This window comes from Neomesorhizobium albiziae, from assembly GCF_900114255.1.
Taxonomy (GTDB): Bacteria; Pseudomonadota; Alphaproteobacteria; order Rhizobiales; family Rhizobiaceae; genus Neomesorhizobium; species Neomesorhizobium albiziae.
The window spans coordinates 164,503-181,175 of record NZ_FOSL01000006.1 but is presented as its reverse complement, the minus strand read 5'-3'; the positions used below and the strand labels follow the sequence as shown (position 1 = coordinate 181,175).

12 protein-coding genes are annotated in these 16,673 nt (G+C 64.2%); 8 read left to right on the top strand and 4 right to left on the bottom strand.

Annotated elements, in window-relative coordinates; translation table 11 throughout:
• Positions 1-382 precede the first annotated feature (382 nt).
• The 5 genes from F3H98_RS12700 to F3H98_RS12680 all read left to right on the top strand — a co-directional run bounded on the left by F3H98_RS12700 (position 383) and on the right by F3H98_RS12680 (position 5,109).
• On the top strand, positions 383-1,912 hold the full coding sequence (locus F3H98_RS12700; RefSeq protein ID WP_149760524.1) for an ABC-F family ATP-binding cassette domain-containing protein: 1,530 nt from the start codon (positions 383-385) through the stop codon (positions 1,910-1,912).
• A gap of 139 nt (positions 1,913-2,051) precedes the next feature.
• On the top strand, positions 2,052-2,393 hold the full coding sequence (locus F3H98_RS12695) for a hypothetical protein (protein WP_149760523.1): 342 nt from the start codon (positions 2,052-2,054) through the stop codon (positions 2,391-2,393).
• Between the two features lie 144 nt (positions 2,394-2,537).
• Positions 2,538-3,428, top strand: a complete 891-nt coding sequence (locus tag F3H98_RS12690) for an AraC family transcriptional regulator (protein WP_149760522.1) — start codon at positions 2,538-2,540, stop codon at positions 3,426-3,428.
• A gap of 4 nt (positions 3,429-3,432) precedes the next feature.
• Positions 3,433-4,272 (top strand): protein-L-isoaspartate O-methyltransferase family protein, encoded by an 840-nt coding sequence (locus F3H98_RS12685; protein WP_149760521.1) that lies wholly within the window; start codon positions 3,433-3,435, stop codon positions 4,270-4,272.
• A gap of 81 nt (positions 4,273-4,353) precedes the next feature.
• Positions 4,354-5,109 carry a metallophosphoesterase family protein gene (locus F3H98_RS12680; protein ID WP_149760520.1) on the top strand — a complete coding sequence of 252 codons (756 nt, stop codon included), beginning with the start codon at positions 4,354-4,356 and terminating at the stop codon, positions 5,107-5,109.
• Between the two features lie 12 nt (positions 5,110-5,121).
• On the opposite strand, the gene F3H98_RS12675 is transcribed toward F3H98_RS12680, so the two are convergent.
• The gene (locus tag F3H98_RS12675) at positions 5,122-6,300 is read right to left on the bottom strand and encodes an MFS transporter (RefSeq protein ID WP_149760519.1); all 1,179 of its coding nucleotides are present in this window, start codon (positions 6,298-6,300) and stop codon (positions 5,122-5,124) included.
• Positions 6,301-6,589: 289 nt separating this feature from the next.
• On the opposite strand from F3H98_RS12675, the gene F3H98_RS12670 reads away from it, so the two are divergent.
• Entirely contained in the window at positions 6,590-7,210 is a 621-nt protein-coding gene (locus F3H98_RS12670) for a dihydrofolate reductase family protein (protein WP_149760518.1), read from the top strand.
• A 24-nt stretch (positions 7,211-7,234) separates the two neighbouring features.
• Here F3H98_RS12670 and F3H98_RS12665 read toward each other — a convergent pair whose 3' ends face one another.
• Positions 7,235-8,752 carry a hypothetical protein gene (locus tag F3H98_RS12665; RefSeq protein ID WP_149760517.1) on the bottom strand — a complete coding sequence of 506 codons (1,518 nt, stop codon included), beginning with the start codon at positions 8,750-8,752 and terminating at the stop codon, positions 7,235-7,237.
• 1 nt (position 8,753) lies between these two features.
• Positions 8,754-9,965 carry an RNA-binding domain-containing protein gene (locus F3H98_RS12660; RefSeq protein ID WP_244621708.1) on the bottom strand — a complete coding sequence of 404 codons (1,212 nt, stop codon included), beginning with the start codon at positions 9,963-9,965 and terminating at the stop codon, positions 8,754-8,756.
• Positions 9,966-9,968: 3 nt separating this feature from the next.
• Between F3H98_RS12660 and F3H98_RS31065 the strand changes: the two genes are divergently transcribed.
• On the top strand, positions 9,969-10,361 hold the full coding sequence (locus tag F3H98_RS31065) for a hypothetical protein (RefSeq protein ID WP_188130409.1): 393 nt from the start codon (positions 9,969-9,971) through the stop codon (positions 10,359-10,361).
• Between the two features lie 9 nt (positions 10,362-10,370).
• Here the strand turns inward: F3H98_RS31065 and F3H98_RS12655 are convergent, their stop codons facing one another.
• On the bottom strand, positions 10,371-12,749 hold the full coding sequence (locus F3H98_RS12655) for a DNA/RNA non-specific endonuclease (RefSeq protein WP_149760515.1): 2,379 nt from the start codon (positions 12,747-12,749) through the stop codon (positions 10,371-10,373).
• 348 nt (positions 12,750-13,097) lie between these two features.
• On the opposite strand from F3H98_RS12655, the gene carB reads away from it, so the two are divergent.
• Positions 13,098-16,586: a carbamoyl-phosphate synthase large subunit gene (gene carB, locus F3H98_RS12650; RefSeq protein ID WP_149760514.1), complete on the top strand. Its 3,489-nt coding sequence runs from the start codon at positions 13,098-13,100 to the stop codon at positions 16,584-16,586.
• Positions 16,587-16,673: the final 87 nt, after the last annotated feature.

Here is a 16,673-nt window from a genome sequence, read left to right as displayed (position 1 = left end):
CCAACGCCAGGTGGGCTGCTGCTTTCTTCCCATTGTCCGAAGCTTTGAAGCCCGGCTGACGCGATAAGGCTTCGGGCACTTGCCATCCCTCGCCGCGCCGGTGTATTGGCAAAGCCTGCTCACAACGTTCTTTTTCGGAAAGGAGGGCTGCGTGTTTAGAGCCGATCACCACCGTCAGCGCGGCCCTGTTCCCGCCCTGCGAGCTTGCTTGCAGGGCTGACCGAGCGGTCCCGGGACTTTAAGAAAAAATCCCCGTTCCATTTTTGGTCTGCCCTTCGTGGTGTCGCTGAGCGCCTGCTCGTTTAGCACACCGTCAAAGTGCACCGAAACCGGAGTCCTGGCCGAGCGCCACGAAAAACTCCGGGCAGACCAGAGAACGAACATGGCCCTGATCAGCCTCAAGAACCTCGGCGTCACCATGAGTGCGCCGCTCTTTTCCAACCTCAACCTCGTCATATCGGCAGGCGACCGTCTCGGCATCGTCGCGGCCAATGGGCGGGGCAAGTCGACGCTGCTGCGTTGCCTGGCCGGCGCGCTCGATCCAACGACCGGCGACATCACCCGCACGCGCGGCCTGCGCGTCGGCCATGTCGAGCAGGCGGTGTCTGCGGCCCTGCTCGAGCGCAGTTTCCATCAGGCGGTGGCCGACGCCCTCCCGCCCGATCAGGCCGACCATGAATTGTGGCGGGTCGACGTGGTGCTGGATTCGCTCGATGTCCCCGAAGCGATGCGTGAGCGTCCCGTCAGGGCGCTGAGCGGCGGCTGGCAAAGGCTGGCGCTGATTGCCCGCGTCTGGGTCACCGACCCCGACGTGCTTTTGCTCGACGAGCCGACCAACCATCTCGACCTGGCAAAGATCGGCCAGTTGGAAAGCTGGCTCAACGCCTTGCCGCGCGACGTGCCGGTGGTGGTGGCCAGCCACGACCGCGCCTTCCTCGATGCGACGACCAACCGGACGCTGTTCCTGCGCCCCGAGCAATCGGCGGTTTTTTCCCTGCCCTATTCGCGGGCGCGCCAAGCTCTGGACGAGGTCGACGCCTCGGCCGAGCGGAAATTCCAGCGCGACATGAAGGTGGCGCAGCAATTGCGGCGGCAGGCGGCCAAGCTCAACAACATCGGCATCAACTCCGGCAGCGACCTGCTTACCGTCAAGACCAAGCAGCTCAACCAGCGCGCCGAGCGGCTGGAGGACGCGGCATTGCCGGCGCACCGCGAAAGATCGTCGGGCGCGATAAAACTCGCCAACCGCGGCACGCATGCAAAAGTGTTGATCACGCTCGACGACGTATCCGTGGAGACGCCGGACGGCACGCCATTGTTCAGGACCGGCAAGCGCGTCATCTGTCAGGGCGACCGCATCGTGCTTCTCGGCCGCAACGGCGTCGGAAAATCGCGCTTCGTCGAATTGATCCGCCGCGCCATCGCCGAACCCGAAACGGTGGCGCAGCCCGTCAAGGTGACGCCGTCGGTGGTGCTGGGCTACAGCGACCAGGCGCTGTCCGGCATGCGCGCCGACGACACGCCGCTGGCCATGCTGTCGCGAAAATTCGAGGTCGGCGACCAGCGGGCCCGCTCGCTGCTGGCCGGCGCCGGCGTCAGCATCGAAATGCAGGAGCGTCGGATCGGCGCGCTGTCGGGCGGCCAGGTGGCGCGGTTGATGATGCTGGCGCTACGGCTCGCCAACCCCAACTTCTACCTGCTGGACGAGCCCACCAACCATCTCGACATCGATGGCCAGGAAGCGCTGGAGGCGGAATTGCTGGCGCATCAGGCAAGCTGCGTGCTTGCCTCGCACGACCGCTCCTTCATCCGGGCGGTCGGCAACCGCTTCTGGCTGGTCGAGAAACGCAAGCTCACCGAAGTCGACAGCCCGGAGGCGTTTTTCCGGTCCGTCGCCGAAACCGCCGGGTGACAAATGTCGCGGCCGCCGACCTCGCGCAGGGGCGGCGGCCGATCCCTTCAGATCGAAGTCGGGTGGTGTCTCGGTTTGAGTTTTGATCCTGGCACTTCCCCATCTGAATGCTAAGGTGGTGGAAGACCGGAGATGCTCCATGCGTATCGGACTGACCGCTGCAGCCATTTCGTTTCTCGCTTTCACCACGGTGGCCCTCGCCAAGCCCCCGGCTGATGTTGCCGATCTTGTAGGCGCTCGCGCCCCCGGTGCGGAGAGCGAGATGCAGAACCGTGGTTATGTCGACGTGAGGAACAACACTTGGTGGAACGACGGCACGAAGACATGTGTCCGCGTCCATGTCTCACAGGGCAAGTATTCGGCAATCACTACGATCAAGCCCTCCGCCTGCGGGCAAGGCGGCAGCGCTGGTGCTGCAGTGGAATGCCCGCCCGATCTGTCACAAGCTGATCTGGCTTCGCATCCGGGCTGCAGCCTTTAAGCTTGTTCCTTCATAGGCCAGCGCGGTCCTTGCCAGGTGCGCGGCATCGATCGCTTTGCAACGTCTCCATCGGAGCTTGTCGCACGCCTTGCCTTCGCCCGGTTTCCATGATTTTCTCCCCACTTTCGCAAGTGGGCCAAAGTTATGGAAAAATTTCCTCAAGGCGCCCCGTCCAGCCACGACCTCGCGCGCTTGCATGAGCAGCGCCTGGCCTGGCTGGAGGAAGCCGGCGGCGACGTGCTGGCGCTGCCCACCGAATATCCCGATGGACACCGCGTCAAGCCGCACCGCCACAGCCGTTCGCAACTGCTGCACGCCCTGACCGGGGTGGTGATGGTGAGCACAAGCGAAGGCCGCTGGATGGTTCCGCCCGACCACGCGATCTGGCTGCCGGCCGGCGTCGAACATGCCGTCGAGATGCTCGGCGACGTCGCCATGCGCTCGATCTATGTGCGTCCGGATGCGCTGGATGGCCTGCCGCGCGACCTGAGAGTCGTGGCGGTCACCAGCCTGATGCGCAGTCTGATCGTCGAGGCCGTCACGCTGGCGCCCGATCCTGAACCCGGCACCCGGGCCGCCCTCGTCATGGGTCTGCTGCTGCACGAGATCCCCAATTTGCCGCCACGGCCGCTTGGTCTGCCATTCCCTTCTGAACCGAGGCTGGCGGCACTCTGCAGAAGCTTCGTCGCGGCCCCTTCCCCGCACGCCACCATCGACGGCTGGGCAAGCATGCTGGGCATGAGCCGCCGCACCTTCACCCGCAGCTTCCATCGCCAAACGGGCCTCAGCCTTTCAACCTGGCGCCAGCAGGCCTGCCTGTTCGCCGCCCTGCCCCGCCTTGCCGACGGCGAGCCCATCACCAGCGTCGCGCTCGATCTCGGCTACGAAAGCGTTCCGGCCTTCACCACCATGTTCAAGCGCATGCTGGGCGAGGCGCCGCGCAACTATTTCAGCGGCAAGCGTCATGCCGGGCCTGCCGGCGGCCCGCCGCCGGCCGGTCGAGCAGCGGTGCGTTCTGCGGCGATCGGGATTTGAGCCGATGGCGACGCTTGCGGAAGTCAGGCGGCTTTATGCGCAGCTGATGGCCGCCGCCAGCGGCTCCACCGATCCGCGCCTGGAGCGTATTTTCGAGCTGGTGCCGCGCGAAGCGTTCCTGCCCGCCGGCCCCTGGCACATTCGCCACAACGGCCGCAATGTCGAGACGCCCGGCGCCGATCCGGCCTTCCTCTACCAGAACACGATGGTCGTCCTCGACGCCGAAAAGGGCATCAACAATGGCGAGCCCTTCCTGCATGCTGCCTGGATCGGCAAGGCGGCGCCGCGTGCTGGCGACACGGTCACCCATATCGGCGTCGGAACCGGTTACTACACCGCCATCCTTGCCATGCTGGTGTTGCCGAAAGGCCGCGTCCACGGCTTCGAGCTCGAAAAGCATCTCGCCGCCAAGGCAAGGCTCAATCTCGAGCCTTTCGAAAACGCCGGCGTGATCGCCGCCGACGCCGTCTCTCGCAAACTGCCGCGATCGGACCTCATCTACGTCAATGCGGGCGTGGTCGCCCCTCCCGTGCAATGGCTGGCGGCGCTCAAACCCGGTGGCCGTATGGTCTTCCCCTGGCGGCCGGCGGAAAAGATCGGCTTCGCCGTGCTGGTGACCAACACGGCCGCCGGCTTTTCCTGCGAGCCGTTCATGCCCTCCTGGTTCATCCCCTGCGTCGGCGCTTCCACGGTCGGCGACAACGACCGGCGGCCGAGCCCCTCGCAGGCGCGCCGGACACGCTCCATCCATGTGACGGCCGAGTGCCCACCGGACGACACGGCGACCGCCATTTTCGGCGATGTCTGGTTCTCGTCGGTTGCGCTGCCCGCAGCCGGGCGGTAGGAATATCATGGCTGCCGTGGGCCATGCGGATCGACAGCACTGGCTGGCTGTAAACGCCGCGAAATCAGCGACAGTTCGGGCATGCGTTTAGCCATCCTTGCCGACATCCATGGAAACATGCCCGCGCTCGACGCCGTGCTGGATGACCTCGCACGTCGCGGCGGCGCAGACCGCATCGTCAATCTCGGTGACTGTGTTTCCGGGCCACTCTGGCCCGCCGAAACGATGCGGCGTCTCGAAGGACTGGACGCGCTCACCGTGCGCGGCAATCACGACCGCCGCGTAGCACTCGATCCGCTCGACGAGATGGGGCCGTCCGACCGTTTCGCCTATGACAGGCTGACGGCGGACCAGCGCAGATGGCTGGCGGACCTGCCCCTGCTCACCGAAATTGCGCCTTCCGTCGTCGCCTTCCACGCGCGGCCCGATCACGACGAGCGCTACCTGACGGAAATCATCGTCGATGGACGGCTCGTCCGGGCGCCGCTGGCGAAGATCGAAAAACGCGTGAGCGAGTTCGATCCGAAGTACCGCCTACTGCTCTCCGGCCACAGCCATCGGCCCGACCTCATTCGGCTGTCGGACGGCCGCATCCTGTTCAACCCAGGCAGCATCGGCTGCCCCGCCTATCGCGACGACACGGCGCCCGCGCATGTGTCCGAGCAGGGCTCGCCGCATACCCGTTACGGATTGGTCGAACTCGACACCCGCGACGCTCCCGTGCGCATCGAGTGCTTCGCCGTTTCCTACGACAATGAAGCGGCAGCCCGGCGCGCGGAAGAGTCGGGCAGGCCGGAATGGGCGCATGGGCTGCGCACCGGCTTCATGCCGGGCTGACTGCAACCGGCCCTATTCGGCTGGTGCGGCAGCCAGCGCCCGCGAGCGGCCCGACATCCATATCACGGCCAGCGCCATCACCGGGAAGATGGCGGCGAAGAGGCCGAGATCCGAAGGGGTGGCGAATTCCAGCACCCGGCCGCCGACGACGGTGCCGAGCGCGATTCCGAAATAAAGCGCCGAGGCGTTAAGGCCGAGCGTCAGGTGCGCGACTTCCGGGGCGTAACCGACGATGCGGCTCGCCTGTGCCGGTGGAAATGCCCAGCCGACGATGCCCCACGGCACCATGATGCCGAGCAGCAGCGGCCCCGACAATTCGTGCGGCAGAAGCTTGAGGCCGAACGCGATGGCGAGGCACACGGTGAACGACATCAGCAGCGACATCACCACCACCCGCGTTGCGCCCAGCCGGTCGGCGAGATAGCCGCTGGCCAGGTTGCCGATCACCGCGCCGACGCCGAAGCACAAAAGCATGCCGGGAAGCGCCATCGCCGGCAGGCCGGCGCCATCGATGGCGAGCGGCGCCAGATAGGAGATGATGATGAAGCCGCCGGTCAGGTAGAGCAGCGTGGTGGCGAGCGCCGGCAGCACGCCGGGCCGGCTGACCGTGGCGAACCGTTCGGCGAGCGTCAGCTTCACCCCGCGCAGGCCGTGCGGAAGCCGCACCCACAGGATCGCCGCGCAGATGATGCCAAGCAGCGCGATAGAAAGAAACGTGCCGCGCCAGCCCCAGAATGTGGCGATCAGCGCGCCGAGCGGCGCGCCCAGCGCCACTGCGAAGGTGGTGCCGCCGACAACCACCGAGATGGCGCGCGCCCTGTGCTCCGGCCCGGCCAGCGATACCGCCGTCGCCTGCGCGGTAGCCGCGAAGAGGCCCGCCGACATGCCCATGACGATCTGCGCCGCCAACAGCGCGGAGAAGGACGAACTCGATGCGGCAATCAGATTGCCGGCCACGAAGCTCAGCATCGCCACCGTCAGAACCCGCCGCCGGTCGATCTCGCCGGCAAGAGCCGAAAGCACCGGCGCGCCGACTGCGTAGGCGAGCGAAAAAGTCATCATCAGATAGCCCGCCATCGGAATTGTTGTGTGGGTGTCGGCGGCGATCGACGGCAGCAGGCTGGCGAACACGAAACCGACGGTGCTCATCGCGAACGAACCGACCGCGAGCCAGATGAGGCGCTTGTCCATGACCAGTCCTTAGTTCAAAATTATTTGAACTATTGAACCTTACGTGACGCCATGTCAACACGATGCTGGCCGCCTCCTGCCGGCATGCTGTCAGGAGCATCCAGGCAATCGGGCCATTCCCGCGGCATCGGCAGTTTGGCCGGGCCGGCCCGACAGCCCTTATCAAGGCGCGGCCGAAATGCCTCACTGAAGTTTTCGCGAAAAATTTCCCCGCCCGTGTCGAATCCCTTCCGCCCCGTTCGTCGTTTGGATGACTCGGGACCTTCCGAGGTAAAGATGGAGAATTGAGATGCGGAAAATCGTTGTAGGTGCCTTCGTCAGCCTCGACGGCGTCATGCAGGCGCCCGGTGGCCCCAAGGAGGATACGGCCGGCGGTTTCACCCTCGGCGGCTGGACGTTCAACTACTGGGACTGTGCCATGGGCGCCTTCATGAGCGAAGGGTTCTCGAAGCCGTTCGACCTGCTGCTCGGCCGCAAGACATACGATATCTTCGCCGCCCATTGGCCGCGCGTCAGCGACGACGACCCGATCGCCGCAGCCTTCAACAAGGTCACCAAATATGTAGCGACGCGTTCGCCCGAAAAGCCGCTCGCCTGGAAGAACAGCCGGACGCTCGGCAAGGACCCCGTCGCATCGCTGCGCGACATCAAGCAGCAGGAAGGGCCGGATCTGCTGGTCCAGGGCTCCGGCGATTTCATCCAGACGTTGCTGGCCAACGACATGGTCGACGAGTTCAACCTGCTGATCTTTCCGCTGCTGCTCGGTCCGGGAAAACGGCTTTTCAGCACCGGCGCGATGCCGGCCGGACTGAAGCTCGCAAGCTCGGCCACCTCCTCGACCGGCGTGATCATGGCCAGATATGAACGCGGGGGCGAAATCGTGCCGGGTTCGTTCGCGCTGGAGGACTAAACCCCGCAGAAGCGATCTCGCGTCCTATGGACCCACTGGCTCCTTCCCATCGGGTGGCAGGGGGTTGGCTGCCGGTGTGTCGGGTTGCCCGCCGGCCGGGGCAGCCTGTGCCGCCGGCGGCTTTGGCGGCTTGGCGGCGAAGCTGCGCAATTCGTCGAGCGACAGCGCCCGTTTCAATGCATGCAGCGATGGCGGCCGTGCGCTTTCATCGGCTGCCACCTGCGCGTCGCAGCCCAGCCAGTAGCTGGTGTGGGCGGAAAGTGTATGGCCCGCCAATCCTTTCCACCGGCGCGTCGAAACCTCGATGTCCCTTATCCCGCCGCCGAGCACCGGGCCGAGCGGCCCGCCCACGGCGTCGCCGAACAGGCCAAAGCGGACCGGGAAGTAGAGATTGGTCCAGCGGGTCACCGCGAATGGCGCGGCGTGGTGGAGAATGAGGGGATTGTAGCGCAAGGCGGCCTTCCTGCCGGGCGGCGCTCCGATGTCGATCGCCATCTTTTGCCAGTATCCATACCCCATGTCGTCCTTGACCGGCGGGCACGTGACGAGTTCGCGTTGCGCCTTGCGGTCGTCGAAATCACCCTTGCCGTCGGCCAGAAGCAGCATGGCATGCGCAAGCGGGCTGCCCAGCGTGACGAAGTCGGTGATCAGCCATTGGTTGCCGTAGTAGCGTTGCTCGCACCACGCCTGCTTCTGGCGCTTCTGGAAATCGGACAGGAATTCCGGCTTGCAGCCTGCCGCCACCGTCTCGCCGATCTTCGACAGGGCATCCCGGACAATCGGCTGCGGCGTGGCGTTGGCGCATATCCGCTCGCCCATCGTCCGCTTGACCTCGGCATCCTCCTTCATGGCTGGAAGCTTCTGGTTGTAGACCTGCCAGAGATGGGTAAGCAGATCGTAACCGATGACGCTGCCAAGGCTGTGCCCGACCAGGATGATGCGGTCATATTTGCCGGACTCGTGCAAGGTCTTCAGCAGCGTGATGCCTTCGCTTCTGATGACCTGCCGCAGCTTGATGTTTTGCGGGCGCGGGCTGAGGTAGCGCGCCGCATCGCCGAGATACGAGACCATCACGAACTGGACCATGCCGATCACCATGGTGCCGGCGAGCCAGGGGAGCCCGAATTTCGGCAGTTCCGCCCATTGACGCGTGGCGGAGCCGAAGAACCCGCCTATCAGCAACACGGCGACCGCAAACAACAACAGCCGCGACGTGAACCACAGGCCGCCAAGGCCGTCGGGGACGTCCCTGCGTGGCCTGCGGATCAGCTGCCACAGCCACTTCGCGACGTCCCAGAGCTTGGTGCCCTCGACATTGTATGCCCAGTAATATTCGTAATAGTCGGTCGACGGAGAGCCCCTGCCTTGCAGCTTGCGGAGCTCGAACAGCGAGGACATTGCATCGGGCTTGCTGTAATAGGCGCCGTCGTCGCCGCTGGCTCCGGCCACCGCCTTGACGAATGGCCGGATCGTTCCCATCGGCCGTTGCTCGCCGATGCCGTGGATCAGGACGACAGCCTGGCGGTTGGTTCGCTTGCTCATATCATTCCAGCGCCGTCTCGCTTTGCCGCTCGACCTGGGCGGGCCATCGCGAGCGCATGTAATGGAACAGTTCGTCTTCGACGCGCGGTATGTTTTCAGGCCCCTTTCGCACATAGAGCTTCCCGTCGACCCAGACCGGCGAGCGGGTCGGGCGGATGCGGATGACGCAGATGTCTTTCCCCGCTTCGCGGTAGCGTTCTATGGTGAACTCCTGCGTTGCGTTCTTGCCAACCCTGCCCCGCAGGGTGTTGCTCAGCCACAGTTCGTATCCGCTCCAGTCCTGGCGCTGCTTGTTGGCGATTGCATATTCATTCTCGACACCGACGACCTTCATGTCGTCGGTGATGCCGATCATGACATTGCCGCCCTGGTCGCTGTTCATGAAGGCGGCGACCGAATTGACCAGCCGCTCGGACAGTTTCGTATCCGGCCTGGGCTTGCCGTCCCGGCCGCGCTCTATCGCGCATTCCTTGAATTCGATCTGCTGTCCCTCCCCGCGCTCCATCAGCCGGCGCAGGTCGGGATCGAGGGGGAACGGGTTGGAATCCGCGAAACCCCTGCGCGATATCGTCACCTCCGGCGTTTCCGGCGGCTCCCGCGATACCAGGTCCTGGAAGCCGTATTTGACCAGCCAGTCCAGGATGAAGGCACAGGGGATTCCCATGTTGTAGTTGCGGTCTCTGGCCGAGGTGCTCTGGTGCATCGCCAGGAACTTCCAGTCGGCGTCGAAGCATGGCCCGCCCGACGCCCCCGGCAGCGTATCTGTCCGGTAGAGCAGCCGGCTGTTGTCTTCGTTGAAGCCGATGATGGACTCCGTGTTCACCGAAACCTTCAGCGGTCCCCCATTGGCGTGCTGGAAGATGGCAAGTGACGATCCCGGTTCGGGGTTCCTGTTGGCCTGCCTGATATCGATCCAGCCGCGCACATTGTCCGTGCCTTCCGGCTTCATGCGGCCGGCCTCGCCGGCCAGTCTCAGCAGCGCCAGGTCCTCGCTGCCCACGCCGTCCGGCGCTGCGATGCGATCCGGTCCGCTGGCGTAATAACCTACGGCAGGTGCGGCAAACAGCCAGTCCTTCTCGGCCAGCAGGAAACGTTCGCCCGTTGCAACTTCGCCATTGCCCGTGGACACCGCAAATCCGAACCGAACCCGGACTGGCGGGGAACGTTGCGATTGTGGTCTCGTATCCGGTGACTGTTGCGCCCAGTAGGACAAATTATGATGCGCGGTCAGCAGCAAATCCGGCCCGACGAGAAACGCCGTTCCGATTGGCCGCGAAGGATCCTCGTTCGTCTCGACAAGACAAACCTGCCGTTCGAGAACGATTATCCGGCTGTACCATTCGCGGACATCGCGAAAACTGTTTCCTCGCCCAAGTACCGCCAACTGAACACCATCACTGTTTCGAAATTATTCGGGAGGCGCAGTCTTGCGATGTTCGTTCAAAATGAATTCTCTGGCAATACTTTGGTCATTCTCTCTTCGCTGCCCCGCGGTTACGGTATCTGCCCCGGCGTGGCGGCAAACTTGGCGGCCGCCAGCGAGATTTTGCGATCCGCTGGGGCTTTACCAATCCCGACATTGTTTCCGGGATTCACCAACCCGCTATAGGCACGCAACTCAGCCAGGAGATTTCTTCCGCCGCTTGCTCGCTCGCCTTCCGTCTGCTGTCTTCGGCAGTTTCAACGCGACGCTCAACGCCTCCGGTTTCAGTGTCTGCGCCGCAACGCCGACCGCCTCGGAACCGGCGCGAATATCGGCCTCGCGAAGTGCGGTCCCGAAATCCAGACCGGTCAGCTGTTCGATTTCCGCCACCGTCGAAAGGAACTCCGAGACCCGCGCCAGTTCCAGGGGGTCGTCGAAAGCCTCGGCTTGTGAATCGAAACCTTCCGGCATCACCTCGAGAACTGGCTTCTGGTCGGCAACAAGCCCTATCGAACGCAGATTGGAGCCATCGCTCCACGCCGCAATCTTCCAGAACTTCAACGGAATGCGGCTGTCGAAACGGTATGGGGGGTCGTCCTCGCGGAACACCGGCCCCGCGAAGACAGTTATCCGCCCACGCATCGTCACCGCATTGCGCAGCACATATGTCTCCACCGCGCGCCAGCGCAACTTGCCTTTGCTGCCAGGCCTGTTGAGGGCGCTGCCCTGGTTGAAGAACCCAACCTGCGGAGCGGCATTGGTATAAAAGAACGTGTCATGCTCCGCCGCCAGAGCCTCGTCGCTCGTTCCCCAGGCGGGATCGCCGCGCATGATGATATGGCCCTTTTGGAACATGCGAGCGATGCGCTCCTTGGATTGCGCGTCCGGAAAGCCGGGCACCTTCTGCTTTTCGTAGAAAGGCCTGTAAATCTGCTCGTTGAGGTCAATCCGGCGATCCGGGCTGAAATCGTCGCTCGCTTCGGCTCCTTCCGCTCCGATTGATTCCACGCCAAGATCCTTCAACGTCGGGTCGTCGATCACTGTCTTGTCTTCACGGTTGATCGCTTTGGTTCGAGAACCATCGATGTTGCAGGCAGTGAAATAGGCGAGCCGCCGATCGGCATTCATGACGATCGAAAAATGATGGTAGCGTAGCTCGAACTGGTCATTGCCGGCGTTAGCCAGCAGATTGCGCGCCGCCCGGCCCGGCGCCGCGTCATGATTTGGCAGGGGCAGCACGAAACCTGGAATGAAGCCCGGCTCGTAGCCGCCGCGGTCGCTGAAGTCTTCCTTCTGCCATTTCGCTGCCTCCGCTCGCCCGACACCGCCGCCCTTCGGCGCAATTGTTGCGAGGGGCTCACTCTCGATGATTGCCGGAAGGCTCGCCAGCGGCGCTCTGACACTGATTTCGATCGGAAAGGTCCAAGTGACCGAGCCATCTGCATTTGTCCGCGCACCGGGCGTTGCGGGCTCTTCGGCGATGCGAGCGTTCGGAGCGGCGTTGCCGCCGGCGGCTGGCGTTACCGGAGCCGCGGCCTCGCCCATACTACGAGCGGTCTCCTCCCAAAGCGCCAGCGCCTTCACGACCATCGTCCTTGTCGAGCCTTTCAAGCCTGCCACGCGGTCGCGCAGATCGCGCACGATTGCACTTATGCGGATTCCTTCGTTGATCTCGCGAGACAATGGCTGGCCGTCCTTACCCATCACTTCCCGCCATGGGCCTGCCCAATGATGCAGCGCGATCGGCTCCCACTCGTTGTTGAATACCGGAGAGCCGGACGAGCCTTGTTCGGTGTCGGCCACATAGTGCAGCACCTGGAGCGTTTCATCGCGCGCAACCAGGTGGTTTTCGCGCAGCACCACTTCTTTGAACCGCCCGTCGGGGTGCTGGATCACATTGGCGATCTCACCCAGCATGTGCTTGTCGCCGGCGTCGGAAAGCGAAATGAAGCCGAATTCATCAAGCTGCCGCGCGCCCGCGCGCCTTTCCCCCAGACCGATCAACGTGTAGTCCAGTCCTTCGATCCCATCGCTGACAAAGCAAAAATCGGGATCGAAGACGAAGTCCGTTGATGCGCGCGGGCGGTTGAAGCGGTCATATTCATAATCGAATTGAACCTGGAAGCGCGCCGCATCGGCCGGCGTCGAAATCACATGATGGTTGGTGAGAAAGAGCCGGGGCCCAACCAGAAATCCGGAGCCTTGCGGCCTTTCCTTGCGGAAGGCGACGCGCCCCACCGCATCGGCCGCGCGACGTCCCCGCTCCAGAAAAGCTATGCCGACGAAATCGAGGGTTGAACCGAGGATCGCTTCCGGTCCGGCCGCCTTCGCTGCCTCGGCCTTGCTGTCCTTGGCCGAAGCCATGTCGATTGCGGCCGCGATAATTTGCGCTTCGTCGCGCGACAGGTCGGCCTTGGCCTGCAAGCGGTTCACGCGCCGTATCGGACTTGGCTCGGACGCCAGGGGGTTGCCGCGGGCAATATGGCCAAGCGAGGTTTCAATTTCGGGCCGTGTCTTCGCCAGCCGCTGACGGACTACATTTTCGACTTCGGCGTAAGTGCGGATATCAACCATTTAGCGCCTCCACTTACTTTAAATAAACAGATAAAATTTGGAATAACTATGGCATGATCGCAGAATTTCTTCAATTAAACTAACAAGTGCGCAATTCTTTAATAAATTGCGATTTTATACACTGAACATCTCTGCCAAATGACGGTTTCCACAACGACTGGTCCCAGGGCCGCGATACCTGCAATTTCCGGGGTTCCCTAAGCCGCCTTGCTTCCCTATAAGGCCCTCCTAGCCTGACAACAGAATCTCTTCTGCGCCACCGGCCGGGGCTCCGCGACGCGTCAGCGCGTAAATGTGGAGAGTTCCGTCCCGGTTGTTCGCGCAAGCGCAAAGCCGACGGAACAACGCATGCCGAAACGTACCGACATCAAGTCGATCCTGATTATCGGGGCCGGCCCCATCGTCATCGGCCAGGCTTGCGAGTTCGATTATTCCGGCACCCAGGCCTGCAAGGCTCTCAAGGCGGAGGGCTACCGCATCATCCTGGTCAATTCCAATCCGGCCACCATCATGACCGACCCGGAACTGGCCGACGCCACCTATATCGAGCCGATCACCCCCGAGGTGGTCGCCAAGATCATCGCCCGCGAGCGCCCTGACGCGCTGTTGCCCACCATGGGCGGCCAGACCGCGCTCAACACCGCGCTGTCGCTGCGCCGCATGGGCGTGCTGGAGCGCTACAATGTCGAGATGATCGGCGCCGACGCGCAGGCGATCGACAAGGCCGAGGACCGCGCCCTGTTTCGCGAGGCGATGAAGAAGATCGGGCTCGAAACGCCGAAGTCGATGCTGGCCAACGCCACCGCCGTCAAGGAAGAGGACCGCCGCAAGCACGAGGCCGAACGCGCCAGCCTGAAGGCCGCCGCTCCCGCCGATCTCGACGCAGCGCTCGACGCGCTCGAGACCCGCTGGAACCTCGGCGAAGGCGACCGCAAGCAACGCTATATGAGCCACGCCTTGGGCGTAGCCGCGCAGGCGCTCGACACCGTCGGCCTGCCGGCGATCATCCGCCCTTCCTTCACGCTCGGCGGCACCGGCGGCGGCATCGCCTACAACCGCGCCGAATTCTACGACATCGTCAGTAGCGGCCTCGACGCCTCCCCCACCACCGAAGTGCTGATCGAGGAATCGGTGCTCGGCTGGAAGGAATACGAGATGGAGGTGGTGCGCGACAAAGCCGATAACTGCATCATCATCTGCTCGATCGAGAACATCGACCCGATGGGCGTGCACACCGGCGATTCCATCACCGTCGCGCCGGCGCTGACGCTCACCGACAAGGAATACCAGATCATGCGCAACGCCTCGATCGCGGTGCTGCGCGAGATCGGGGTGGAGACCGGCGGCTCCAACGTGCAGTTCGCCGTCAACCCCGCCGACGGTCGCCTGGTTGTCATCGAGATGAACCCTCGCGTCTCGCGTTCCTCGGCGCTTGCCTCGAAAGCCACCGGCTTCCCGATTGCCAAAATCGCCGCCAAGCTCGCGGTCGGCTACACGCTGGACGAACTGGACAACGACATCACCGGCGGCGCGACGCCCGCCTCGTTCGAGCCCTCCATCGACTATGTCGTGACCAAGATCCCGCGCTTCGCCTTCGAGAAATTCCCCGGCGCCGAGCCGGTGCTCACCACCGCCATGAAGTCGGTCGGCGAGGTCATGGCCATCGGCCGCACCTTCCAGGAGTCCCTGCAGAAGGCGCTGCGTGGCCTCGAAACAGGCCTTACGGGATTGGACGAGATCGAGATTCCCGGCCTCTCCCCAGCCGGCGGCCCCGACGACCGCAACGCCATTCGCGCCGCACTCGGCACGCCGACGCCCGACCGGCTGCGCATGGTGGCGCAGGCGATCCGCATGGGCACCTCGCTCGAAGACGTGCACGCCATGTGCCGCATCGACCCGTGGTTCCTCGAACAGATCGGCGGCATCCTTGCCATGGAGGAGCGCATCCGCGAGCACGGCTTGCCGCAGGATGCCGAAAACCTGCGCATGCTGAAGGCCATGGGCTTCTCCGACGCCCGCCTTGCCTCGCTGACCCGCAGCGAGCCGCAGGCGGTCCACGGACTGCGCGAAAAGCTCGGCGTCCACCCCGTCTACAAGCGCATCGACACCTGTGCCGCCGAATTCGCCTCGCCCACCGCCTACATGTACTCCTCCTACGAGGTGCCGTTCGCCGGCAGCCTCGCCGACGAGGCGCAGGTCTCGTCGCGCAAGAAGGTGGTCATCCTCGGCGGCGGCCCAAACCGCATCGGCCAGGGCATCGAGTTCGACTATTGCTGCTGCCACGCCTGCTTCGCGCTGGCCGAGGCCGGCTATGAATCGATCATGATCAACTGCAACCCGGAGACGGTCTCCACCGACTACGACACCTCCGACCGGCTCTATTTCGAGCCGCTGACGGCCGAGGACGTGCTGGAGATCCTGCGCGCCGAACAGGCATCAGGCGAACTGGTCGGCGTCATCGTGCAGTTCGGCGGCCAGACGCCGCTGAAGCTCGCCGCCGCCCTCGAAGCCGCCGGCATCCCGATCCTGGGCACCTCGCCCGACATGATCGACCTTGCCGAGGACCGCGACCGCTTCCAGAAGCTTCTCACCCGGCTCAACCTCAAGCAGCCGAAGAACGGCATCGCCTATTCGGTCGAGCAGGCCCGCCTCGTCGCCTCCGAGCTCGGCTTCCCGCTGGTCGTGCGCCCCTCCTATGTGCTGGGCGGCCGCGCCATGCAGATCATCCACGACGAGGGCATGCTGCAGAGCTACCTCCTCGACACCGTGCCCGGCCTGGTGCCGGAAGACATCAAGCAGAAATACCCCAACGACAAGACCGGCCAGATCAACACGCTGCTGGGCAAGAACCCGCTGCTCTTCGACACCTATCTGTCGGGCGCCATCGAGGTCGATGTCGACTGCCTGTGCGACGGCAAGGATACCTTCGTCGCCGGCATCATGGAGCATATCGAGGAGGCCGGCATCCATTCGGGCGATAGCGCCTGCTCGCTGCCGGTGCACACGCTTGCCCCCGACACCGTCGCCGAGCTGGAGCGCCAGACGGCAAGCCTTGCCAAGGCGCTCAATGTCGGCGGCCTGATGAACGTGCAGTTCGCCATCCAGGACGGCACCATCTTCATCCTCGAGGTCAACCCGCGAGCCTCGCGCACCGTGCCGTTCGTGGCAAAAACCATCGGCAAGCCGATCGCCAAGATCGCCGCGCGCATCATGGCCGGCGAAACGCTGGATGCCGCCTTCGCCGCTTATGGCGGCCTGCCGCTGCAGCCGAAGCGCCCGCACATCGCGGTCAAGGAAGCGGTGTTCCCGTTTGCCCGCTTCCCCGGCGTCGACATCCTGCTCGGGCCCGAAATGCGCTCCACAGGCGAGGTGATGGGGCTGGACTACGATTACGCGCTGGCCTTCGCCAAGAGCCAGCTCGGCGCCGGCGTCGACCTGCCGCGCGACGGCGCGCTGTTCGTCTCGGTGCGCGACGAGGACAAGGCGGGCGTGCTGCCGGCGGTGCAGCGGCTGGCCTCGCAGGGCTTCAAGGTGATCGCCACCTCGGGCACCCAGCGCTTCCTCGCCGAAAACGGCATCGTCGCCGAAAAGATCAACAAGGTGCTGGAGGGCCGCCCGCACATCGAGGACGCCATCCGCAACCGCCAGGTGCAGATCGTCTTCAACACGACGGACGGCCAGAAGGCGGTGTCGGACTCCAAATCGTTGCGCCGCGCCACGCTGATGCAGAAGGTGCCGTATTACACCACGCTCGCCGGCATGGGCGCGGTGGCCGAAGCCATCGCAGCACTCAAGGCAGGCAGCCTCGAAGTGCGCCCGCTGCAGGAGTATTTCTGAGCGTGATTAGCTTTCCTCTCCCCGTTCACGGGGAGAGGATGCCGGCAGGCAGGTGAGGGGCAGCGTCCCCTTGTCGTTTCAGGCCGA

Bases quoted from the DNA above. Each gene is read 5' to 3' on its own strand.
- F3H98_RS12700 (WP_149760524.1), top strand. From the start codon at position 383: ATGGCCCTGATCAGCCTCAAGAACCTCGGCGTCACCATGAGTGCGCCG.
- F3H98_RS12695 (WP_149760523.1), top strand. From the start codon at position 2,052: ATGCGTATCGGACTGACCGCTGCAGCCATTTCGTTTCTCGCTTTCACC.
- F3H98_RS12690 (WP_149760522.1), top strand. From the start codon at position 2,538: ATGGAAAAATTTCCTCAAGGCGCCCCGTCCAGCCACGACCTCGCGCGC.
- F3H98_RS12685 (WP_149760521.1), top strand. From the start codon at position 3,433: ATGGCGACGCTTGCGGAAGTCAGGCGGCTTTATGCGCAGCTGATGGCC.
- F3H98_RS12680 (WP_149760520.1), top strand. From the start codon at position 4,354: ATGCGTTTAGCCATCCTTGCCGACATCCATGGAAACATGCCCGCGCTC.
- F3H98_RS12675 (WP_149760519.1), bottom strand. From the start codon at position 6,300: ATGGACAAGCGCCTCATCTGGCTCGCGGTCGGTTCGTTCGCGATGAGC.
- F3H98_RS12670 (WP_149760518.1), top strand. From the start codon at position 6,590: ATGCGGAAAATCGTTGTAGGTGCCTTCGTCAGCCTCGACGGCGTCATG.
- F3H98_RS12665 (WP_149760517.1), bottom strand. From the start codon at position 8,752: ATGAGCAAGCGAACCAACCGCCAGGCTGTCGTCCTGATCCACGGCATC.
- F3H98_RS31065 (WP_188130409.1), top strand. From the start codon at position 9,969: ATGATGCGCGGTCAGCAGCAAATCCGGCCCGACGAGAAACGCCGTTCC.
- F3H98_RS12655 (WP_149760515.1), bottom strand. From the start codon at position 12,749: ATGGTTGATATCCGCACTTACGCCGAAGTCGAAAATGTAGTCCGTCAG.
- carB (WP_149760514.1), top strand. From the start codon at position 13,098: ATGCCGAAACGTACCGACATCAAGTCGATCCTGATTATCGGGGCCGGC.